Origin of the sequence: Xanthomonas vasicola pv. musacearum NCPPB 4379, assembly GCF_000277895.2 — a bacterium.
In the GTDB taxonomy this organism is placed as follows: Bacteria; Pseudomonadota; Gammaproteobacteria; order Xanthomonadales; family Xanthomonadaceae; genus Xanthomonas; species Xanthomonas vasicola.
This window is the reverse complement of record NZ_CP034655.1, coordinates 1714642-1732415: the sequence shown is the minus strand read 5'-3', so window position 1 is coordinate 1732415 and position 17774 is coordinate 1714642. Positions and strand designations below refer to the sequence as shown.

At 65.1% G+C, this 17774-nt stretch carries 15 protein-coding genes, 1 other RNA gene and 5 pseudogenes; 12 read left to right on the top strand and 9 right to left on the bottom strand.

The genetic code is table 11. The annotated features are described in order from the left end of the window. Positions 1–38 precede the first annotated feature (38 nt). The 4 genes and pseudogenes from KWO_RS23555 (at position 39) to KWO_RS08135 (ending at position 1897) form a co-directional block, all read left to right on the top strand. Positions 39–1066: pseudogene (locus KWO_RS23555) on the top strand (alkaline phosphatase PhoX). Positions 1067–1216: 150 nt separating this feature from the next. Then, positions 1217–1393: a hypothetical protein gene (locus KWO_RS23550; protein WP_407830163.1), complete on the top strand. Its 177-nt coding sequence runs from the start codon at positions 1217–1219 to the stop codon at positions 1391–1393. 31 nt (positions 1394–1424) lie between these two features. Beyond that, positions 1425–1604 carry an alkaline phosphatase PhoX gene (locus KWO_RS23545; protein WP_019768200.1) on the top strand — a complete coding sequence of 60 codons (180 nt, stop codon included), beginning with the start codon at positions 1425–1427 and terminating at the stop codon, positions 1602–1604. A gap of 217 nt (positions 1605–1821) precedes the next feature. After that, positions 1822–1897: non-coding RNA, sX9 sRNA (locus KWO_RS08135), on the top strand. 4 nt (positions 1898–1901) lie between these two features. Here KWO_RS08135 and rsfS read toward each other — a convergent pair. The 6 genes from rsfS to KWO_RS08105 form a co-directional block, all read right to left on the bottom strand. After that, positions 1902–2315: a ribosome silencing factor gene (gene rsfS / locus KWO_RS08130; RefSeq protein WP_005912943.1), complete on the bottom strand. Its 414-nt coding sequence runs from the start codon at positions 2313–2315 to the stop codon at positions 1902–1904. 56 nt (positions 2316–2371) lie between these two features. Further along, on the bottom strand, positions 2372–3274 hold the full coding sequence (gene nadD, locus KWO_RS08125; RefSeq protein WP_017113885.1) for a nicotinate-nucleotide adenylyltransferase: 903 nt from the start codon (positions 3272–3274) through the stop codon (positions 2372–2374). Then, entirely contained in the window at positions 3271–4299 is a 1029-nt protein-coding gene (gene holA / locus KWO_RS08120) for a DNA polymerase III subunit delta (protein ID WP_010377535.1), read from the bottom strand. Before holA ends, nadD begins: the two co-directional genes overlap by 4 nt. A 19-nt stretch (positions 4300–4318) precedes the next feature. After that, entirely contained in the window at positions 4319–4963 is a 645-nt protein-coding gene (locus tag KWO_RS08115) for an LPS-assembly lipoprotein LptE (protein WP_010366825.1), read from the bottom strand. 511 nt (positions 4964–5474) lie between these two features. Then, positions 5475–8117: a leucine--tRNA ligase gene (gene leuS / locus KWO_RS08110; RefSeq protein WP_010377530.1), complete on the bottom strand. Its 2643-nt coding sequence runs from the start codon at positions 8115–8117 to the stop codon at positions 5475–5477. Positions 8118–8189: 72 nt separating this feature from the next. Beyond that, the gene (locus KWO_RS08105) at positions 8190–8801 is read right to left on the bottom strand and encodes a DUF998 domain-containing protein (protein WP_017112332.1); all 612 of its coding nucleotides are present in this window, start codon (positions 8799–8801) and stop codon (positions 8190–8192) included. Positions 8802–9005: 204 nt separating this feature from the next. Between KWO_RS08105 and trxA the strand changes: the two genes are divergently transcribed. The 4 genes from trxA to KWO_RS08080 all read left to right on the top strand — a co-directional run bounded on the left by trxA (position 9006) and on the right by KWO_RS08080 (position 13510). Continuing rightward, positions 9006–9863: a thioredoxin gene (gene trxA, locus KWO_RS08100; protein WP_010377526.1), complete on the top strand. Its 858-nt coding sequence runs from the start codon at positions 9006–9008 to the stop codon at positions 9861–9863. 264 nt (positions 9864–10127) lie between these two features. After that, complete coding sequence (locus KWO_RS08095; RefSeq protein ID WP_010366834.1) at positions 10128–10577, top strand: DUF4442 domain-containing protein; 450 nt, start codon at positions 10128–10130, stop codon at positions 10575–10577. A 1643-nt stretch (positions 10578–12220) separates the two neighbouring features. After that, on the top strand, positions 12221–12463 hold the full coding sequence (locus KWO_RS08085) for a DUF378 domain-containing protein (RefSeq protein WP_010377521.1): 243 nt from the start codon (positions 12221–12223) through the stop codon (positions 12461–12463). Between the two features lie 138 nt (positions 12464–12601). Beyond that, a complete protein-coding gene (locus KWO_RS08080; RefSeq protein WP_010377519.1) occupies positions 12602–13510 on the top strand; it encodes a peptidylprolyl isomerase in 909 nt (302 codons plus the stop codon). A gap of 53 nt (positions 13511–13563) precedes the next feature. On the opposite strand, the pseudogene KWO_RS08075 reads toward KWO_RS08080, so the two are convergent. Beyond that, a pseudogene (locus KWO_RS08075) lies at positions 13564–14440 on the bottom strand (DMT family transporter). Positions 14441–14610: 170 nt separating this feature from the next. On the opposite strand from KWO_RS08075, the pseudogene KWO_RS23450 reads away from it, so the two are divergent. The 4 genes and pseudogenes from KWO_RS23450 (at position 14611) to KWO_RS08060 (ending at position 16406) form a co-directional block, all read left to right on the top strand. Continuing rightward, a pseudogene (locus tag KWO_RS23450) lies at positions 14611–15599 on the top strand (LysR substrate-binding domain-containing protein). 44 nt (positions 15600–15643) lie between these two features. Then, positions 15644–15772: pseudogene (locus KWO_RS22505) on the top strand (DUF2867 domain-containing protein); the annotation flags it as partial. 6 nt (positions 15773–15778) lie between these two features. Further along, a pseudogene (locus KWO_RS22500) lies at positions 15779–16034 on the top strand (DUF2867 domain-containing protein). 78 nt (positions 16035–16112) lie between these two features. Continuing rightward, on the top strand, positions 16113–16406 hold the full coding sequence (locus tag KWO_RS08060) for a hypothetical protein (protein ID WP_017112333.1): 294 nt from the start codon (positions 16113–16115) through the stop codon (positions 16404–16406). A gap of 196 nt (positions 16407–16602) precedes the next feature. Here the strand turns inward: KWO_RS08060 and KWO_RS08055 are convergent, their stop codons facing one another. Beyond that, positions 16603–17406: a DUF4349 domain-containing protein gene (locus tag KWO_RS08055; protein ID WP_010377508.1), complete on the bottom strand. Its 804-nt coding sequence runs from the start codon at positions 17404–17406 to the stop codon at positions 16603–16605. Then, positions 17403–17759, bottom strand: coding sequence for a GFA family protein (locus KWO_RS08050; RefSeq protein WP_010377506.1), 357 nt, complete (start codon positions 17757–17759; stop codon positions 17403–17405). The genes KWO_RS08055 and KWO_RS08050 overlap by 4 nt, the downstream gene beginning before the upstream one ends. Positions 17760–17774: the final 15 nt, after the last annotated feature.

The window sequence follows — 17774 nt, the reverse complement described above, 5'->3', positions numbered from 1 at the left end:
CAGCCCGGGCAGTCCGTGGCGATGTGTCACTGCGTGTCATGGTGTGGTTACAGCTGGCAATTAGTACCGCGCGACCACCCAGCCACGCAGGAGTCGTTCGATGCCGGTTTTCGATCCCGCCCGCCGCCAGGTTCTCAGGGGGCACCTTTGGCAGCTTGAGCGCACTGCAGTCGCGCCAGGCCCAGGCCGCCACCTCGCCCTCCACGCGGTTGGCACCTGTTCCCAGCCGTTACGACCCACTCGCGCCGGTTGCCGACCAAAGCACCGGTCTGCCGCTGTTGCAGCTGCCACAGGGTTTCAGCTACCGCGCGTTCGGCTGGAGCGGCGACCGCATGGACGATGGCCAGCCCTGTCCCGACCGGCATGACGACATGGCCGTGGTCGGTCTGCGCCGGCCCGACTGGCGGCCCGGTGGCGACCCGCTGCGCGGCCTGGAATATGTGCTGATCCGCAACCACGAACGCGGCGCGGGCAGCCCGTTCCGGGCGCCGGCGATGCGACACCGGCATCGTCAGTGGCACCAGCAGGCCGGCGGCGGCACCACCACGCTGAGTTATGGCCGGCGCGGCTGGGGCAGCCTGGAGCCGAGCCTCGGCGGCACACTGGTCAACTGCGTCGGCGGCCCCACGCCGTGGGGCACCTGGCTGAGCTGCGAAGAGATCAAGACCAACGCGGTCTCCAGCAACGGCCGCAACATGGTTACGTGTTCGAGGTGCACCCGGACAGCCACCGCACCACCGGCCGCCCACTGGCGGGGCTGGGCCGTTTCAGTCACGAAGCGGTGGCAATCGACCCACGCACCGGCATCGTCTATCTCACCGAAGACGACCGCAACAAGGCCGGCCTGTACCGCTTCATTCCCAACGACCGCCGTGGCCGTAATGGTTCACTGGAAAACGGCGACCGCTTGCAGGCCGCGCGCGTGCGTAGGCGCCGCAATTCCGACCTCACCGTGGCCAGCATCGGCCAGCAATTCCAACTGGATGGGTGGATATTTCCGAGCCCGATCTGGACAGCATCGCCGCACCCGCAGGCTTTGCCGATATCGGCGCCAACGACACCTTGAGCGGCCCGTTCGCGCAGGCCTGCGCCGATGGCGCGCTGCGCATGAGCCGCAGCGAAGGCATCTGGTACAGCTCGGCAAGATGTTCATCGTCGACACCAGCACCGGCGTGGATGCGCAGGGCCGCCGCGGTTACGGCATGGCGCGGTGTGGGTGCTGGACCTGTTTATCCAACGCCTGAGCGCACTGTTCGTCAGCGGCAATCAGCTGGCCGCGCACGACCCGGACAACGTGACGGTGAGCGCGCGCGGTGGCGTGGTGTTGTGCGAAGACGGCGGCGAGAGCGCGGACGAATACGGTCCGGGCGCGCGCGCTCGGGCTGACCCGTAACGGCGAATCGTTCTACCTGGCCAAGAACAATATGCAGCTGACCTCGCAGCAGATTGCCAACGCCGGCAAGACGATTGCCGAAGGCGATTACCGCAATACCGAGTTCTGCGGTGCGTGTTGGGATCCGTTGGCGCGCACCTTGTTCGTCAACATCCAGACGCCGGGCATCACGCTGGCGATCACTGGGCCGTGGGAGCGCGGACCGTTGTAAGTGCATGGCGCTGCACGCTGGTGATGGGCATGCCCCGAACCGCGGGCTAGGGAATGCACGAAGCCGATCGATTGCGCAGTGAATGACTCAAACGGCAACGGCGCCCAAGGCGCCGTTGCTGGTCATGCACGCACGCCGCGCAACTGCGCAGATTTAAAGCAGCTAACAAAACTACTGCGCAGCCGCCGGGCGGGCGTGGCCGGTGCTCGGAATCGGCATGTACCACTCGTACACTCCGGTTCCTGTGCGTCGTCCGCACCCACCTGACGACTGCTCGCTACGTTTTGTTAGCCGCTCTTAGCGCAGTTCGTCGGACTCGTCTTCGTCGGATGGGCGCTGATCGCCGACCGTCCACAGACGCTCCAGTGCATAGAATTCGCGCACGCGCGGCAACATCACATGCACCACCACATCGCCCAGGTCGACCAGCACCCACTCGGCTTCGCGCTCGCCTTCCACGCCCAGCGGCATCACATCCAAACGCTTGGCGAACTTGACCACTTCATCGGCGATCGATTTGACGTGGCGGGTCGAGGTACCCGACACAACCACCATGTAGTCGCAGACACTGGACTTGCCGCGCACATCGATCTCGACCACGTCCTTGGCTTTCAGTTCTTCGACAGCCTCGCGCACGGTGGCCAACAGGGCCGGCACGGACGGCGGCGGGTTCGGGAGAGAGGTCTTGATGACTTGGGCTTGGCTGGTCAAAGCGGCAACTCGATGGAATTGATGTGAATTATAGGCCGGTCCCGCCGGATGCGTGTTCAGCTAGCCGGGCGGGCGCTGCGGTACAGGCCTTCGCGCTGAATCATTGCGGCCACCGGCGGTGGCACCAGGGCCTGCCATTGGCCAACAGCAGCGATACGTGAACGCACTGCGCTGGCCGATTCGCCGCGCAAGGGCTGATGCAGCAGATAGAGCCGGCCGGCCGGGGCGCTGGCCAGGTCGTCCGCACTGCAGACCCAGCGGCCCTGCACCGCCGCGGCCAGCTGCGGTGCGCCGGCCAGCTCCAATGTGGTTCCCGGGCGTGCAGCCACCACGAAATGCGCCAGCCCGAACAACGCCTCCCAGTCATGCCAGTGGTCCAGCCCGACGAAGGCATCGGCGCCGAGCAGCCAGGCGATCGGGGCGGTGGGGCCGAGTTCGGCACGCAGCTCGCGCAAGGTGTCCACGGTGTAGGACGGCGCATCGCCATGCGCGGCGCGGCGCAGCTCGCGGGTATCCAGCTGCAGCCCTGGGTGGTCAGTGAGCGCCAGCTCCAGCATCTGCGCGCGCTGCGCGGCAGTGGCGCCGGGCGCGGGGCGATGCGGCGGGTCGGCGGCCGGCACCAAGTGCACGCGTGCACCCAGTTCGTCGCGCGCCGCGCAGGCGATGGCGAGATGGCCGAGGTGGATCGGGTCGAAGGTGCCGCCGTAGTAGAGATGCAGCCTGGAACTGGGAATTGTGAATCGGGAATCGGTGTGGGATCGGGATTCGGGATTTGGGACTTGGGATTTGGGAAGAAGCGGGTCTGAGGTGGCGGACTCGGCGTTGATGGCCGGTGACCTCAGAGCCGAGCTGATAGAGGCTGCCGGCTGTGCGCTTTGCTGTGCGGTTGCGCTAGTTGGAGGCTGCCGCTTTCCGGCGCCGGCGCCTTGCTCAGCAGTTCCGGCCTCCCTCGCGGTCACGCCAACAATCTCACCGCGCGGGCTTCGGCCACGGCCACCAGCAGGCGTTCCAGACCCACCCAGGCGTCGCCGTCGGCGCGACCTTTGGCCATGCGATCGACCAGCCCGGCTTCGGCGACGAAGCGTTCCCAGCGACGCGGTTCGGGGTGACGTTGCAGCGCGCGCTTGAATGGTGCCTGGCGCGATTCCCACAGCCCCTGCGCCTTCATTTCGGCAGCCAGGTTGCCGCCGTTGGCCTGCACCTTCGCCAGCGAGGCAGTGCGCAGTAATTCCTTGATCAGGATCGGCATCAGCGCGGCAACCGCCTCGCCTTCGGCACGCAGGCCGGCGAGCATACGGATCACTGCCGCCGGCTGCCCGGAAAACGTGGTTTCGGCGAGCCGGAAGACGTCATAACGCGCGGCGTCAGCCACCAGCGATTCCATCGCTTCCAGATCCAGCGTCTTGCCATCGGCCAGCAGGGCGAGCTTGTCGATTTCCTGCGCGGCGGCGAGCAGGTTGCCTTCCACCCGCTCGCTCAGACGCTGCACGGCCGCGGCATCGGCGCGCAGGCCGTGCGCACGCAGGCGACGCTCGATCCAGTCGGATAGCTCATGCGGCTTGATCGCCCAGGCCACCGCAATCGTACCGATGCGGCCGACGGCCTCGGTCCACTTGCCCTGGTGCGCCTTGCTCCAGTCATTGGCGGTGATCAGCAGCACCACGTCCGGCGGCGGGTTGGCGCAGAAGCGGGTGATGACCTCGGCGCCATCCTTGCCCGGCTTGCCGCTGGGCAGGCGCACCTCGACCAGCCGGCGCGGACTGAACAGGCTGGGCGCATTGAAGCTGGCGTCGAGCTGATTCCAGTCGAAATCGCGGCCATCGGCATCGAAGACTTCGCGTTCACCGATGCCTTCGGCGCGCGCGCGTGCACGCACCGCGTCGGCGGCCTCAAGCACACGCAAGGTCTCGGGGCCGGCGATCAGATAGACCGGCTGCAACGGCTGATTGGACTGGCCGGCCAACTGCTCGGGGCGAAGTTCCATACCGGTGAGCGGGCGCGGCTTAGTTGCCCGAGGTCGGCGCGGGCGGCAACGAGGCCGGCACGCTGGATTCGGGCGTCGTAGTGGGCTGTACTGGCTGCGCCGGAGCCGGCGGCAACGGCGCAGTCGGGGTGCTTTCCAGGCTTTCGCCACGCTTCAAACGGGCACGCACCACGCTGTCGATACGACGCAGGATCGAGGCCGACATGTCTTTGCGCAGTTCGTCGGCAAGAATCTCGCGCTCGGTCGCGGTACCGGTGGCGTCCACCGGCGGCGACACGTAATCGCGCGACAGCTCGATCACCTGCTGCGGCACCAGCACAGAGCCATTGGCAGTGGTGACGGAGAAAATGGCCGCGTAGCGCAGGCTGTATTCCTGGGCACGGCCCTGGCTATCGATGGCGATCGGCAGATCGCCCCAGCGCTCGGACAACACCTGCACCTGCGCGAAGCCGGTCTTGGCGTCTTCATCGGCCAGCGTGGCGCCGGAAGCCTTGAGTCCACGCCGCAACAGCTTGGCCAGCTCGCTGTACTGCACGGCCGACTGCACCTTCACCGCCGGTGTGTCGGGCGGCAACGCCAGCGAATTACGCAGATGGAAACCGCAGGCGGTGAGGCTCGAGACGAGCACGAGGGACGCAGCGAAGGCAGTAGGAAATCGAATCATGGGCACAGTCTGGATGAGCGCCCCGGCGGCGGCAACAGGCGGCTAGCCTGCCCGACACCGCGTGAACGGGGCTTGAGAGGCGCCGCAGTAAACCGCGGCGCCCCAGGAATGACAAACGCGTCGCCGCGCGCCAGTGGAAAGAAGTACCGATAACCATCGCGGAAACCATCGACGCGTCGCCACGCACTGATGCAGCGAACTGCCAGGAACCACCATGCAAACCCCATCAGCGTGCCGTAACGCAGCGGTGAAACACCAAGCCCCTCCCCTATCTGTTGCTGCGCGCCAGCGCAGTGCATCGCCAGGACCATCGCAGCACCGCAACCACGCATCGACCCGCGGGTGCGGTGTGTCGCAAGCAACAACAGCAGCAGCAACGTCCCTGATGCTTCGCCTTGCGCCCACACCATCAATTGCGAAGAACCTCGGCAGGCCACCCTACAACCGTGGCACCGCACCGATCCGGCGAACTGCCCGGACCGGCGTTGGCAAACCGCCGCATCAGCAGCACTTACCCCGCAACGATATTCACGATCTTGCCCGGCACGATGATGATCTTGCGCACGCTCAGGCCGTCGAGGAACTTGGCGGCGTTCGGCTCGGCCTGCGCCAGTGCTTCGATCTGTTCGCGGGTCGCATCGGCGGCGACGTCGATCGTGCCGCGCAATTTGCCGTTGATCTGCACCGCCAGCGTCAGTGCATCACGCACCAGCGCGCTGGCGTCGGCCTGCGGGAACGCCACGTTTTCCAGCAGCGTCTCGCCACGCCCGAGCATCTGCCACAAGGCGTGGCTGGCGTGCGGGGTGATCGGGTTGAGCAGCAGCACCATCGCTTCCAGCGCTTCCTGGCGCACGGCACGGCCCTGGTCGCTGGCGTCGTCAAACTTGGCCAGCGCATTAGACAATTCCATCACCGCCGCAATGGCGGTGTTGAAGCTGTGGCGGCGGCCGTAGTCGTCGCTGACCTTGCCGATGGTTTCGTGGGTCTTGCGGCGCACGGCTTTCTGCTCGGCGCTCAGTGCGGCGACATCCAGCACGACGGCAGCGCCCTCGCCCACATGCTTGTGCACTTGCACCCACAACCGGCGCATGAAGCGCGCCATGCCGTCGACGCCGGCCTCGTTCCACTCCAGCGACTGCTCCGGCGGTGCGGCAAACATCGAGAACAGACGCACCGTATCAGCGCCGTACTTGGCCACCATCGACTGCGGGTCCACGCCGTTGTTCTTGGACTTGGACATTTTCTCGGTGCCGCCGATGTGCACCGGCTGGCCGTCGGTGATCAGCACCGCACCGGTGACGCGGCCACGCTCGTCGCGCTGAATTTCGACATCGGCCGGGTTGATCCAGTCCTTGCCGCCATTGTCCGCGTCGCGATAGAACGTGTCGGCGATGACCATGCCCTGGGTGAGCAGATTGGTTACCGGCTCGTCGCTATCTACCAGCCGCGCGTCGCGCATGAGCTTGTGATAGAAGCGGAAGTACATCAGGTGCAGGATCGCATGCTCGATGCCGCCCACGTACAAATCGGCCGGCATCCAGTAATTGGCGCGGCGGTCGACCATGTCGCGTGCGTTCGGGCTGGTATAGCGCGCCACGTACCAACTCGATTCCATGAAGGTATCGAAGGTGTCGGTCTCGCGTTCGGCCGGGCCGCCGCACTCCGGGCAGGTGGTCTGGCGCCAGGTCGGATCGGTCTTGATCGGTGAACCGGTACCGGCGAATTCCACGTTCTCCGGCAATACCACCGGCAACTGGTCTTCCGGCACCGGCACTGCGCCGCACTTGGCGCAATAGATCACCGGAATCGGGCAACCCCAGTAACGCTGGCGGCTCACGCCCCAGTCGCGCAGACGGTAATTGACCCGGCGCTGGCCCTGGCCCTTGCGCTCGAAGCGCTCGGCCAAGGCTTCGAAGGCGCCGCCGAAATCCAGGCCATCGAACTCGGCCGAATTGATCAGCTCCAGCTCGCGGCTCTTGTCGGTGTACCAGTCGCGCCACTGGGTGGCGTCCCAGGTCTGCTCGTCTTCGTTACGCGGCTCGCGCAGCTTGACCACCTGCACGATCGGCAGGCCGTACTTGTTGGCGAACTCGAAATCGCGCTGGTCGTGGCCGGGAACCGCCATCACCGCGCCGGTGCCGTAGCCCATCAGCACGAAGTTGGCCACCCACACCGGCACCTGCTCGCCGCTGATCGGGTGCACCGCGGTCAGGCCGGTCGCCATGCCGCGCTTTTCCTGGGTTTCCAACTCGGCTTCGGACACGCCGCCGTGCTTGAGCGTTTCCAGCAGCGCGGCCAGTTCCGGGTTGGATTTGGCCGCATGCAATGCCAGCGGATGCTCGGCCGCGATCGACACAAAGGTCACGCCCATCAGCGTGTCCGGGCGGGTGGTGAACACGCGCAGCGGATCGAGTGCCGCGCCGTTGGTGTCGCGCACGTCGAATTGGATTTCCAGCCCTTCCGAGCGGCCGATCCAGTTGCGCTGCATGGTCTTGACCGAGTCCGGCCAGCCGTCCAGCTGGTCCAGGCCGTCGAGCAATTCCTGCGCGTAATCGGTAATGCGCAGGAACCACTGCGGAATCTCGCGTTTTTCCACCACCGCGCCGGAGCGCCAGCCGCGGCCGTCGATGACCTGCTCGTTGGCCAGCACGGTCTGGTCGATCGGGTCCCAGTTCACCACCGCATTGCGGCGATAGGCCAGGCCCTTGCGCATCAGCCGGGTAAACATGCGCTGCTCGTGCACGTAATAGTCCGGCGTGCAGGTGGCGAACTCGCGCGACCAATCGATGGCGTAGCCCAGCGACTTCAGCTGCGCGCGCATGTGCGCGATGTTGGCGTAGGTCCACTTGGCCGGCGCGGTCTTGTTCTTGATCGCGGCGTTTTCCGCCGGCAACCCGAACGCATCCCAGCCCATCGGCTGCAGCACGTTGTGGCCGGTCATGCGCTTGTAGCGGCTGACCACATCGGAAATGGTGTAGTTGCGCACATGGCCCATATGCAGCGCACCGGACGGGTACGGCAGCATCGACAGGCAATAGAACTTCGGCTTATCCGAGTTCTCGTCGACCTGGAAGGCGCGGGTGGCATCCCAAAACTGCTGGGCGGAGGTTTCGACCTGCTGCGGGTCGTAGACGTTCGGTTCGACGGTGGACATTGGGAGCAGATGCTCGGGCGGTGCAAAGCGGTACAGGGTACCGCAGTGCAGCAGGTGCACCAAACCGTTGCCTTAGACCGGGGACTTCGCCGGCCAGGCCCAGGCCGCCACTGCCAGCCAGCCCACCCAGGCCAGGAACGCCAGCCGCTGGGCAATGGCCTGGCGCAGCAGGCCCGGCGGGCCGAACGCCAACACCGCCACCAGCAGCCCTGCCGCCAGGCTCAACCAGGCCAGCGTGCGGGTCGTGGCATCGTTGAGCAGCGCGGCGGCAATCAACAACATGCCGGGCACGAATGCCACCGCCCACAACAACCAGGCGGTGGCATGGGCCTGGCTGGCGCGGCCATCCAGATCGGTGGGGTCCAGCGGCAGCATGCCCATGCCCAGAAAGGCCAGGCCGGCCAGCACGATCAACTGTCCGCCCACGCGCAGACTCCAGCTGGCTTTGGCCGGCATACGCGCCAGCAGGCTGACCCCGGTGACCATGCCCAGCGCACCCACCAGCACGAATGCAATCAGATTGAAGCCCAGCGCATGCGGCACGCCTTGCGCACCCAACAGCGCTACCGGGTGGCTGGCCTGCAGATAGCCCGGCAGCGTGGCGCCGAATCCGGCGAGCGCCAGCACGAAGACCGTTGCGGCGATCAGGCCGATGTAGCGCTGCGCGCTGTCAGTGGTTGGCATTGTCTTGCTCCAGCAGGGGCGCGATGCGCCGTCAGAACGCGGCATTGTCGTGCCGGGCGGGCGCGGCGTGAACCCCTGACGCTGCCACGCCCGTGCTCCAGGCGACCACGCAGGGCGCCGAAGCGCGTCATTGCGGCTAGGCTTGTGTCAGCCGCGTTTGCCACCATTACCTCCCACTGTTGCCGCACTCACTTCTGGAAGCCCATGTCCGACAAGCCGCATGTATTCGATGCCACCACCGACACCTTCGAGACCGAGGTCCTGCAGAAATCGTTGACGACGCCGGTACTGGTGGACTTCTGGGCCACCTGGTGCGGCCCCTGCAAGTCGCTGACGCCGATCCTGGAAAAGCTGGCCGGCGAGTACAACGGCGCCTTCGAACTGGGCAAGGTCGACGTGGACAAGGAACAGCAGATCGCCGCGGCGTTCCAGATCCGCTCGGTGCCGACGGTGTTTTTGGTCAAGGGCGGCGAGATCGTCGATGGCTTCCCCGGCGCGATGCCGGAAGGCCAGGTGCGCGAATTCCTGACCCAGCACGGTGTGCTGCCGGCCGAGCCGCAGGTAGCCGAAGCAGCGCCGGTGGCGCCGCTCGACACACAGGCGCAAGTGGCGGCGCTGCGTGAGGCGATCGCTGCCGCGCCGGACAAGGACGAACTCAAGCTGGACCTGGCGCTGGCCCTGCTCAAGACCGGCGACACCGCCGAAGCCGAGCAGTTGATCGATGCCCTGCCCGCCAACCTCGCCACCGACGACCGCGCGGTGCGCGCCAAGGCGCGGCTGAGCTTTGCCAACGTGCTCAAGGACGCCCCGGACACCGGCACGCTGCAGGCCACCGTAGATGCCGACGGTGCCGACCTGCGCGCGCGACATCTGCTCGGCGTGCGCCACCTGCTCGACGGTAATGACGAAGCCGCGCTGGAGCAGTTTCTGGAAATGCTGCGGCAGGACCGCACATTCGACGACAGCCTGCCGCGTCGCAGCCTGATCGATGCGTTCCGGGTGATCGAGGATGAAGATCTGGTCGGCCGCTATCGCCGCAAGATGTCGGCGCTGGTGTTTTAAGCGCCGGGGTTGATGCCTGACATCGGGCTGGGTTGGGCGGTCGTGCGATCGCGCTGCTCATCGCGTGATCCGCGCCGGGCCTGTGCCCGGCGCGTTGCGTTTGGGGCATACAAGGCGTCGACACCCGGCTGACCGATAGCGGTGGCACCGATTCGCAGTGAGCAGCAACAGACGCACGACCATGCCGACATGGCCGACACACCGCCATCCATACGCATGCGAATGTTATGCTAAGCGCCTTCCTCGCCAAGGAAACAGGCCCATATGCGCGCATCGCTGTTCAAGTTGGGCCTTAATCTGTGGCCGCCGTTTTTGTTCGCCGGCATCCACGTCACCGTGCTGTCGGAAGACTACCGCTTTGCGCGGGTGGAGCTGCGCCAGCGCCCGTGGAATCGCAACTACGTCGGCACCCATTTCGGCGGCAGCCTGTTCGCGATGACCGACCCGTTCTGGATGCTGCTGACCATGCACAACCTGGGCCGCGATTATTACGTGTGGGATAAGGCCGGCAGCATCGAGTTCGTCAAACCAGGCCGCGGCACGGTGACGGCGGATTTCGTCATCGACGACAGCGTGCTGGCGCAACTACGCCAGGCCACTGCAAGCGGCGAAAAACATCTGCGCTGGTTCGAAAACGACGTGCACAACCGCGATGGCGAGGTGGTCGCGCGCGTGCGCAAGCAGCTTTACGTCAAACGCAAGCCGGCACGTTGAGGATTACGGCGGTGATCGCTGCCAAGCCAGCTGATACGGCGATGCATGCATTCGCTGAAACCGCAGCTCACGGAAAGATTATCGATGTCAGTGCACGAAGACACTGATCCGCCTTCATGCACCAGGTTCGATCGCAGCAGCAGTAACCGAACAGGACCGCCTGTTGCGACGGGCGCAGCGATAGCAGATGCGCTCCCCAGCCGAAAGCACGCTAGCCCATTGCTGCAGCCGTCGCGAGATCGATGGCATCGCATTCGCCCAATCTAGGCACAGCTGGGTCACACAATCTGTCATGGATCTGAGTGTTGTTGTCAAACCACGCCGCGCTACGGTAGATACACACTGGCATCGGCCTTGTTCGAGGCCGCTGTACTTAATGACAGCGGGAGATGGATGCACGCCGGTCACGCCCTATGCATCGATTGCGCACCAAGCGCAGGTTCGCAACCGCACTCGTTCGGATATGGCGATACAAAATCTGCTCTGCAGACAGGAAGGTGCGGATCCGATGGTTCAATCCTCGCGCAGTGCACTCACCTATTTGCCCCCATCAACATTGGCAGGTTCGGAACGCAGCTTAGCTAGGAAGGAAGTTCCACGGCATGTGCGATACAACTTCATGCCTCGCTCGCCAACTGCCTTGGTACGCAAGTCGATCTATCTGCCGTATATACCCCAGGGGATATGTCCGATGAAGCCAGCTGCATCCCTCGATCCGGCCAGCCGCAGCACCGGGACGTACACCACAAAGATTCAGGAGCCGGAGATCCGGCAAACGGAACTCGCCAATGCTCCACCCTGCGCGACCTGCAGAATTGATTCCGCACGTGACCCGGCACTTAGTCCACTTGGACGCGCGCCTGTCAGGCGAAGCAGTGGGATGACGCCAGGAGCGCCGCTGGCTGGACCCGGCAAAGACGCCCAGGCACTCGGTTTGCAACCGCTAATGTCCTCGAGCGAAGCGGAAGCGACGAGCGCACCACAGCGTCAGCCATCGATATCCCAAGTGGCACAGTTGCACCCGGAGCATGCCCCGGTCCAGAACAGCCCGAGCCGAGCGAAGCTGGGGCACACGAGCAGCGAAATAACGCGGTGCAAGAGTGGTAGGGACCTGGAGATGGAATTCCACACGTTCGCCCGCCGAGCCGGCAAACACGCCAAGGACTTGGTATGAGGTGATCATCCGGCGTGTTGCACGGCTTCCCTCCCTGCAACATGCCGGATGACGTGCCCCCAAGCCGAGAAAGAAGCCCGTTGATCAGCAAGGCGCGAGCCACACGCACCTGCCGATATGCAGACAGGGTGGTCCCGATGCGGGCCCTGTTTGAAAGATGCCCAGATTGTGGGGTCGCCCGACTGTTGATCGCAGCGCGGTGCGCACTTTACCGCTGTGTGCGAAGGCCGTTCGACTATGGGCTCCACCAGGGCTCGCAGTCGAAAGTGGGATCGCCGTCGGTCTGCCAAGCATCGATCCTTCGGCAATCGCGCCGCTGGCGACCCCTGCCTGGACGTGCCGACACGGCGCGCATGGCAGGCGGATGTGACCAACATGTGTGCAAAGCGCACCGCAAGTGAGCAACGCTCACGGGCTGCTCGCTGGGGCAGGCGGAGTCTGGGGGTTCCCACCCACATGGAATGCTTTCATGAAAGCGATCAACGTCATCACTCTGGTGCTTCTTATCGTCGGCGGATTGAACTGGGGGCTGGTCGGCCTGTTTCAGTTCGATCTGGTGGCCGCGCTGTTCGGCGGGCAGGACGCGCTGCTCTCGCGTGTGGTCTACACGCTAGTGGGCATCTCGGCGCTGTGGCAGCTGGTGCCGCTGTTCCGCAACCACCATGGTGTTGCCGAGCATCACACCAGCCCGCACGTGCGCAACAACCCGTAAGCACCCGCTTGCGGCAAGTCTTCGCATCTGGACACGACGCCGGCGCAACCCGTCGGCGTATTGCTGTGCGCCACGCATACTTTGCGTCCGGGCGCGTGGTCGGCAAGAATCGCAGGCACCTCCCTGCTGGCTGCCTTCATGCTCCTGCGCACTGTTGCTTCCGCCTGCCTGCTCGCTCTGCTGTTACCCGCAGCCGCCAACGCGGCCTACCGTAGCCCGCAACAGATTCTGGACAGCTCACCGGCCAGTGCATGGCGCGTGCTCGACCCGGACCGCACGCTGTACCTGGAGCTGGATGCCGGCCGGGTCATCATCGAGCTGGCACCGCAATTTGCGCCGGAGCACGTCGGCAATATCCGCACGCTGGCGCATGAGCGCTTCTGGGATGGGCTGAGCATCTACCGCTCGCAGGATAATTTCGTGGTGCAGTTCGGCGACCCGGATGGTGAGACACCGGCCAAAGCCAAATCGCTCGGCTCGGCCAAGACGCATCTGCCGGCCGAATTCGAACGCGCATCGCAGGGCCTGGACTTCCAGCGCCTGCACGATAGCGACGGCTGGGCACCGCAAGTGGGCTTTGTCGACGGTTTCCCGGTTGGCCGCGACCCCGCCACCGGCAAGACCTGGTTGGCGCATTGCTACGGCACCCTCGGCGCCGGCCGCAACAATGATGAAGACAGCAGCATCGGTGCCGAGTTGTATGTGGTCACCGGGCAATCGCCGCGCCAACTGGATCGCAACATCACGGTGGTCGGGCGCGTGGTCAAAGGCATGGAATTGCTCAGCGTGACGCCACGCGGCCCCGACCCGATGGGTTTTTACGACGACCCCGCGCAACGCGCACCGATCCGCGCGATTCGGCTGGCCAGCGAGGTGCCTGCGCCCGAGCGCACACCACTGCAGTTGCTGCGCACCGATAGCCAGACCTTCCGCGATGTGGCCGAAGCTCGCCGTAATCGCAAGGATGATTTCTACAAACGCCCCGCCGGGCATATCGATCTGTGTAACGTGCCGTTACCCGTGCGCACGCCGGCTGCTGCTGGTTGAATTGGCACTTGGGATTGGGGATTGGGAATTGGTAGAAGCGCGCCGCGCATGGCTTAGCGGGCGCGCTGGCTGAAGGCCACGCTGCCTAGGATCAGTACCGCGGCCACCAGCATCGTCCAGGTCAACGGTTCGCCCAGCAGCGACCACGCCAGCAGCGCACCGAACACTGGCACGAGATAGGACGCACGCGCCGGGCCGATGCGCTGGATCAGCCGGTAACATCAGAAACGCCAGCCCGGTGCACACCACCCCCAGCGCAGTGGCGCAGGCCCACCCCACTGCCGGCACCGGCGTGGTCGGCCACTGCCACCAAGCCAGCGGCGCCAGCAGCAACGCACTGCAGCCAGGTGTGGATGCTGCCGATGCGGCCGGTGGCAAATCGCCCATGTGGCGCTTCACCAGGTTGTAGCCGATGCCGTACAGCAGCGTGGCAGTTGCGCCGGCCAACGCCGCCGGGCCCACGCTCAAACCGGCCGATTTGCCGGTGGCCAGCACCAGCACACCGATAAAGCCCACCAGCAAGGCCAACGCGCGACGCGTGCCGATACGTTCGCCAAAAAACAGAAATGCGATCAGCGCAGTGAACAACACCGTCATCGCATTGCAGATCGCACCCACTGCCGCCGGTGCGTGTTGCGCGCCCCAGGCGAACAGCAGGAACGGTAACGCAGAGTTGAGGACGCCAATCGCCGCCAACATCGGCCAGCGATGCAGCGCGAAGCGATCGCGTGCCAGCCACAGGAATGGCAGCAGCACCAACGCGCCCAGCGCCAGGCGAACTTCCACCAGCACCACGGTGCCGAACTTTGGCGCGGCCACGCGCATAAACAGGAACGAGCAGCCCCACACGATGCCCAGAAAACCAAGCTCAAGCGGCGTGCGCCATTCGCGTGTTGCCAGCTCAGGTTGCGCCGACGATTGCGCGCTCATGGCCGAGCTCCCGCACCGGGCTGTGTTATCAAGAAACGGCAGAACACAACAGCGGGCGAGCTGAGGGACATGGCACGATCATCGTGAAGGGATGGCGCAGCATCGGTTGCTACTGCGAGGGCGACAAGCGCGTAGTATCGGGGCGAGCCACAAATCTCACTCATGCCTCGATGAATCTGCGCCCCACCCTCTTACCTGCGCTGGGCGTGTTTGCAGCCGCTGCGCGCCACCAGAATTTCGCGCATGCCGCCGAAGAACTGCACCTCACCGCCAGCGCAGTTAGCCACCACGTGCGCAAGCTCGAAGCATTGCTGGGGGCTACGTTGTTTCAGCGTCTGCCGCGCGGCGTCAAACTCACCGCCGAAGGCCGTCAGCTCGCCGATGCCGCCACCGCTGCACTGGCCGAAATTGCTGCGGTGGCCGGCAATCTGCATCCGCGCGAAGACGCCGTTCCGCTCCGCGTGACCACGTTGCGGTCGCTGTCGTACTGCTGGCTGCTGGCTGCTGCCGCGGCTGCCACGCTTTTGCCGCACCTATCCGCATATCCGTATGGATCTGCAATCGGACGCGGCCTTTTCGCGTTTCGAAGAAGGCGGCCCGGACCTGGGTATCCGTTACGGCCAGGGCGCGTGGCCCGGATTGACCTCGCATCATCTGATGGACGACGCGTTATTTCCCGTCGCCTCGCCGTCGTTGCCGGAAGTGGCCGCATTGCGCACGCCAGCGCAGATCGCGCAATTGCCGTTGCTAACCGCAGGGCTGGCGCGACTGGTTTCGCGCCGCTCAAGTGCGCGGCACCACCTTGCCGCCGATGCACACCTTCAACGACAGCACCGACGCAACGCGCGCTGCCGTATATGGCTTGGGCGCGGTGTCGGCGCGCAAACACAGCGCGCAACCCTACCTGCAACGCTACGAACTGGTGCGCCTGCCCGGACCCACGCTCAAGGCGCGTTATGCGTACTACATCGTGCACCCCAGCCACCGCGCGCTCAGTCCGGCGGCGGCGTTATTTATCGATTGGCTCAAGCGCGAAGCACTGGACGAACGCACCCCGATGCCGGCACTGCCGGCCGAGTTGGTGACGTTGCCGCCGAGCGAAGGCGTGCGGGAGCCGCGGGTGCGTCGGCTTTCGCGCAAAGCATCGGCAGCGCAATGAAGTCACGCAGGTGTCTTGGCATTTGAGCGAGGCGGCATACATCCCTGGTCAAGCCATTGGGACTACGCACCTCGCAGTTGGGTTGCTCGGTGTCTTCGTTGCTCGACCCTAGCGCGGCGCAACGTTTCGCCGGGCGCTTTCCGGTGCTGGCACAACGTAGCGATGCCGACGGGCAGCAGGTGCAGATCGTGCTGGGTGCCGACGACAAACATCTGCGCTTCCGCTGGTCAGTGGCGTTTCGCCGGGTCGGCACGAAATCGCGCTGACCATGGCCACGCAGGTGAGCTGCCGCAACGGGTTCGGTCGTGTCTACATGGCATGCATCCATCATGCGCAACATCACTACATCATGCGACGATGCTACGCGTCGCAGTGCGACGCATGCTGCATTCCGCGCCGGCGACAAGCGAGGCGTGGCCGGCACAGCTCGCGTGACGCGGGCAGCGTGCACCATCACCTCGTTTTGTCTTATCGATGCCTAGGCTTGACGTCCCCAATCCCCAGGACACTCCCATGCCTACCCTTCGCATGCGTATCACCGGCACCGACGACGACGCGCGTGCCATTGCCAACCTGCTGCAGAGCATCGACGGCATCGAGCACGTGGAAGAAGTGGATGATCTGATGCCGCATCTGGACGACGACGATTCCAGCTCGGCCGGCCTCTCCGATGACGAAGGTCCAGGCAGCCATGAGTTCGAAGTGGAAGCAGGCAACGAAGCCACCGCGCAAAAGGTGCGCGACGCCGTGCAGGAATTGGCACTGCAGCTGGACGTATTTGTGGAATATGAAGTTGACGAAGGCTGAGCCCGGCTCAACCTCGCGGGTTTCGAAGTTACGGCACATCTGGAACCGGTTTGATGCACTAACGCGCGTTGTCGCTTTCGGCGTGCGCTAAACCAGTCGGGCGGCATGCGTCTAAGCACTGACGATGCATGCCGCAAGCAACCACAAATCAGCTAATTGCGCAGCTGCACGGCAGTGCCGCGCAGCTGCAAGTGTTTCAGGACATCCGGCGGCGGCGTGCGCGCCAACGCCATGCCTGCAACAGCAACCAGCCGGCAATCAATGCGAGCACGGCTACCGGCAGCAGCGCTGCCACTGCGCGGATCACAAACGCCACGCTGCTGGAAAACACCTCCCCAAACTCGGCGGCGGCTTCGGCAATTTCGCCCCTGCCCTGTTGGCCTCCGGTGCTGCGGAAAGTGAGCGTCAGCAACTGCGTGCGCACACGCCGCTGTTGCTGCGCTGCCTGTCGTTCGGCCTGCTGGGCTTCGGCTTCAATCTCGGCCAGCCGCTTGGACAAGGCCAGCAGATCGGTCACCGCCAGATTGAGGCGTTGCTGCAATTCGAGCAGACGCGCATGTTCTTTTTGCAGCCGCGCCTGGGCCAGGCTGGTGTCGGCGATCTGCTGTGCCAGGTCTTCCGCACGCGTGCTGCGCGCGGCGACATCGCCATGTTGGCCAGCCAATTGCACCATTGGCTCAATCCCGTCCGGTGCCAGGCGCACGCTGACGCGCCCGCTGGGGTCGCGCCCGCCTTCCTGCTCTACCGCCAGCAAGGCGCAATCGCCGAACTGCGCGCCCTGGCAGGCAGTGCGTATGGCGGCGATGCGCTGGCCAATCTGATCGGCAGGCAGCTCGATGCGCACATCGTGCTCGTAGGCCAAGGCATTGCCCTGCGCGGCGGGCGGTGCCGGCGCAGCAGCACCGCCGTCGGCCGCCATCTCCGCTTGATGCTTCGCACACCCGCACAGCGCCCATCCGAGCAGCATGACCGCGGCATACCGCTGCATCGCGCGACTCATCGGCTGGCTCCATCGACTGCATGTACCTGCAGCCCGGCAAGATCCAGAGCCGGCAGGCAACGCACATTGACGGCGACGCCCATTTCGCCGGTCTTGGGGCTGATGCCTTCGCTGGAGGGCGCGGTTCCGCACTGCGGGCAGTAATGGTGATCGATGTGCTGCTGATTGAAGCGGTCGCTGCCTACCGCTGCTGGTTCGGCGTGCGGCTGCAGTTGCGTGTGCGTGCCGTAACAAAGCAAACCGCCGCGGCGGCGACACAGCGAACAATTGCAGTCGTTGACCTCGGTGATGGGTGCTTCGGTCTCCAGATCGAACGCGATGCGTCCGCAATGAAAGCTACCGGCGTAGTGCATGTGATCCTCCTTGGA

Excerpts from the sequence above, each read along its gene's own strand:
- KWO_RS08080 (WP_010377519.1), top strand. The coding sequence starts at position 12,602 with ATGCTCCTGCGCACTGTTGCTTCCGCCTGCCTGCTCGCTCTGCTGTTA.
- KWO_RS08060 (WP_017112333.1), top strand. The coding sequence starts at position 16,113 with ATGCCTACCCTTCGCATGCGTATCACCGGCACCGACGACGACGCGCGT.
- KWO_RS08105 (WP_017112332.1), bottom strand. The coding sequence starts at position 8,801 with ATGCCAACCACTGACAGCGCGCAGCGCTACATCGGCCTGATCGCCGCA.
- KWO_RS23545 (WP_019768200.1), top strand. The coding sequence starts at position 1,425 with ATGCAGCTGACCTCGCAGCAGATTGCCAACGCCGGCAAGACGATTGCC.
- KWO_RS08095 (WP_010366834.1), top strand. The coding sequence starts at position 10,128 with ATGCGCGCATCGCTGTTCAAGTTGGGCCTTAATCTGTGGCCGCCGTTT.
- KWO_RS08055 (WP_010377508.1), bottom strand. The coding sequence starts at position 17,406 with ATGAGTCGCGCGATGCAGCGGTATGCCGCGGTCATGCTGCTCGGATGG.
- holA (WP_010377535.1), bottom strand. The coding sequence starts at position 4,299 with ATGGAACTTCGCCCCGAGCAGTTGGCCGGCCAGTCCAATCAGCCGTTG.
- KWO_RS08050 (WP_010377506.1), bottom strand. The coding sequence starts at position 17,759 with ATGCACTACGCCGGTAGCTTTCATTGCGGACGCATCGCGTTCGATCTG.
- KWO_RS08115 (WP_010366825.1), bottom strand. The coding sequence starts at position 4,963 with ATGATTCGATTTCCTACTGCCTTCGCTGCGTCCCTCGTGCTCGTCTCG.
- trxA (WP_010377526.1), top strand. The coding sequence starts at position 9,006 with ATGTCCGACAAGCCGCATGTATTCGATGCCACCACCGACACCTTCGAG.
- KWO_RS08085 (WP_010377521.1), top strand. The coding sequence starts at position 12,221 with ATGAAAGCGATCAACGTCATCACTCTGGTGCTTCTTATCGTCGGCGGA.
- leuS (WP_010377530.1), bottom strand. The coding sequence starts at position 8,117 with ATGTCCACCGTCGAACCGAACGTCTACGACCCGCAGCAGGTCGAAACC.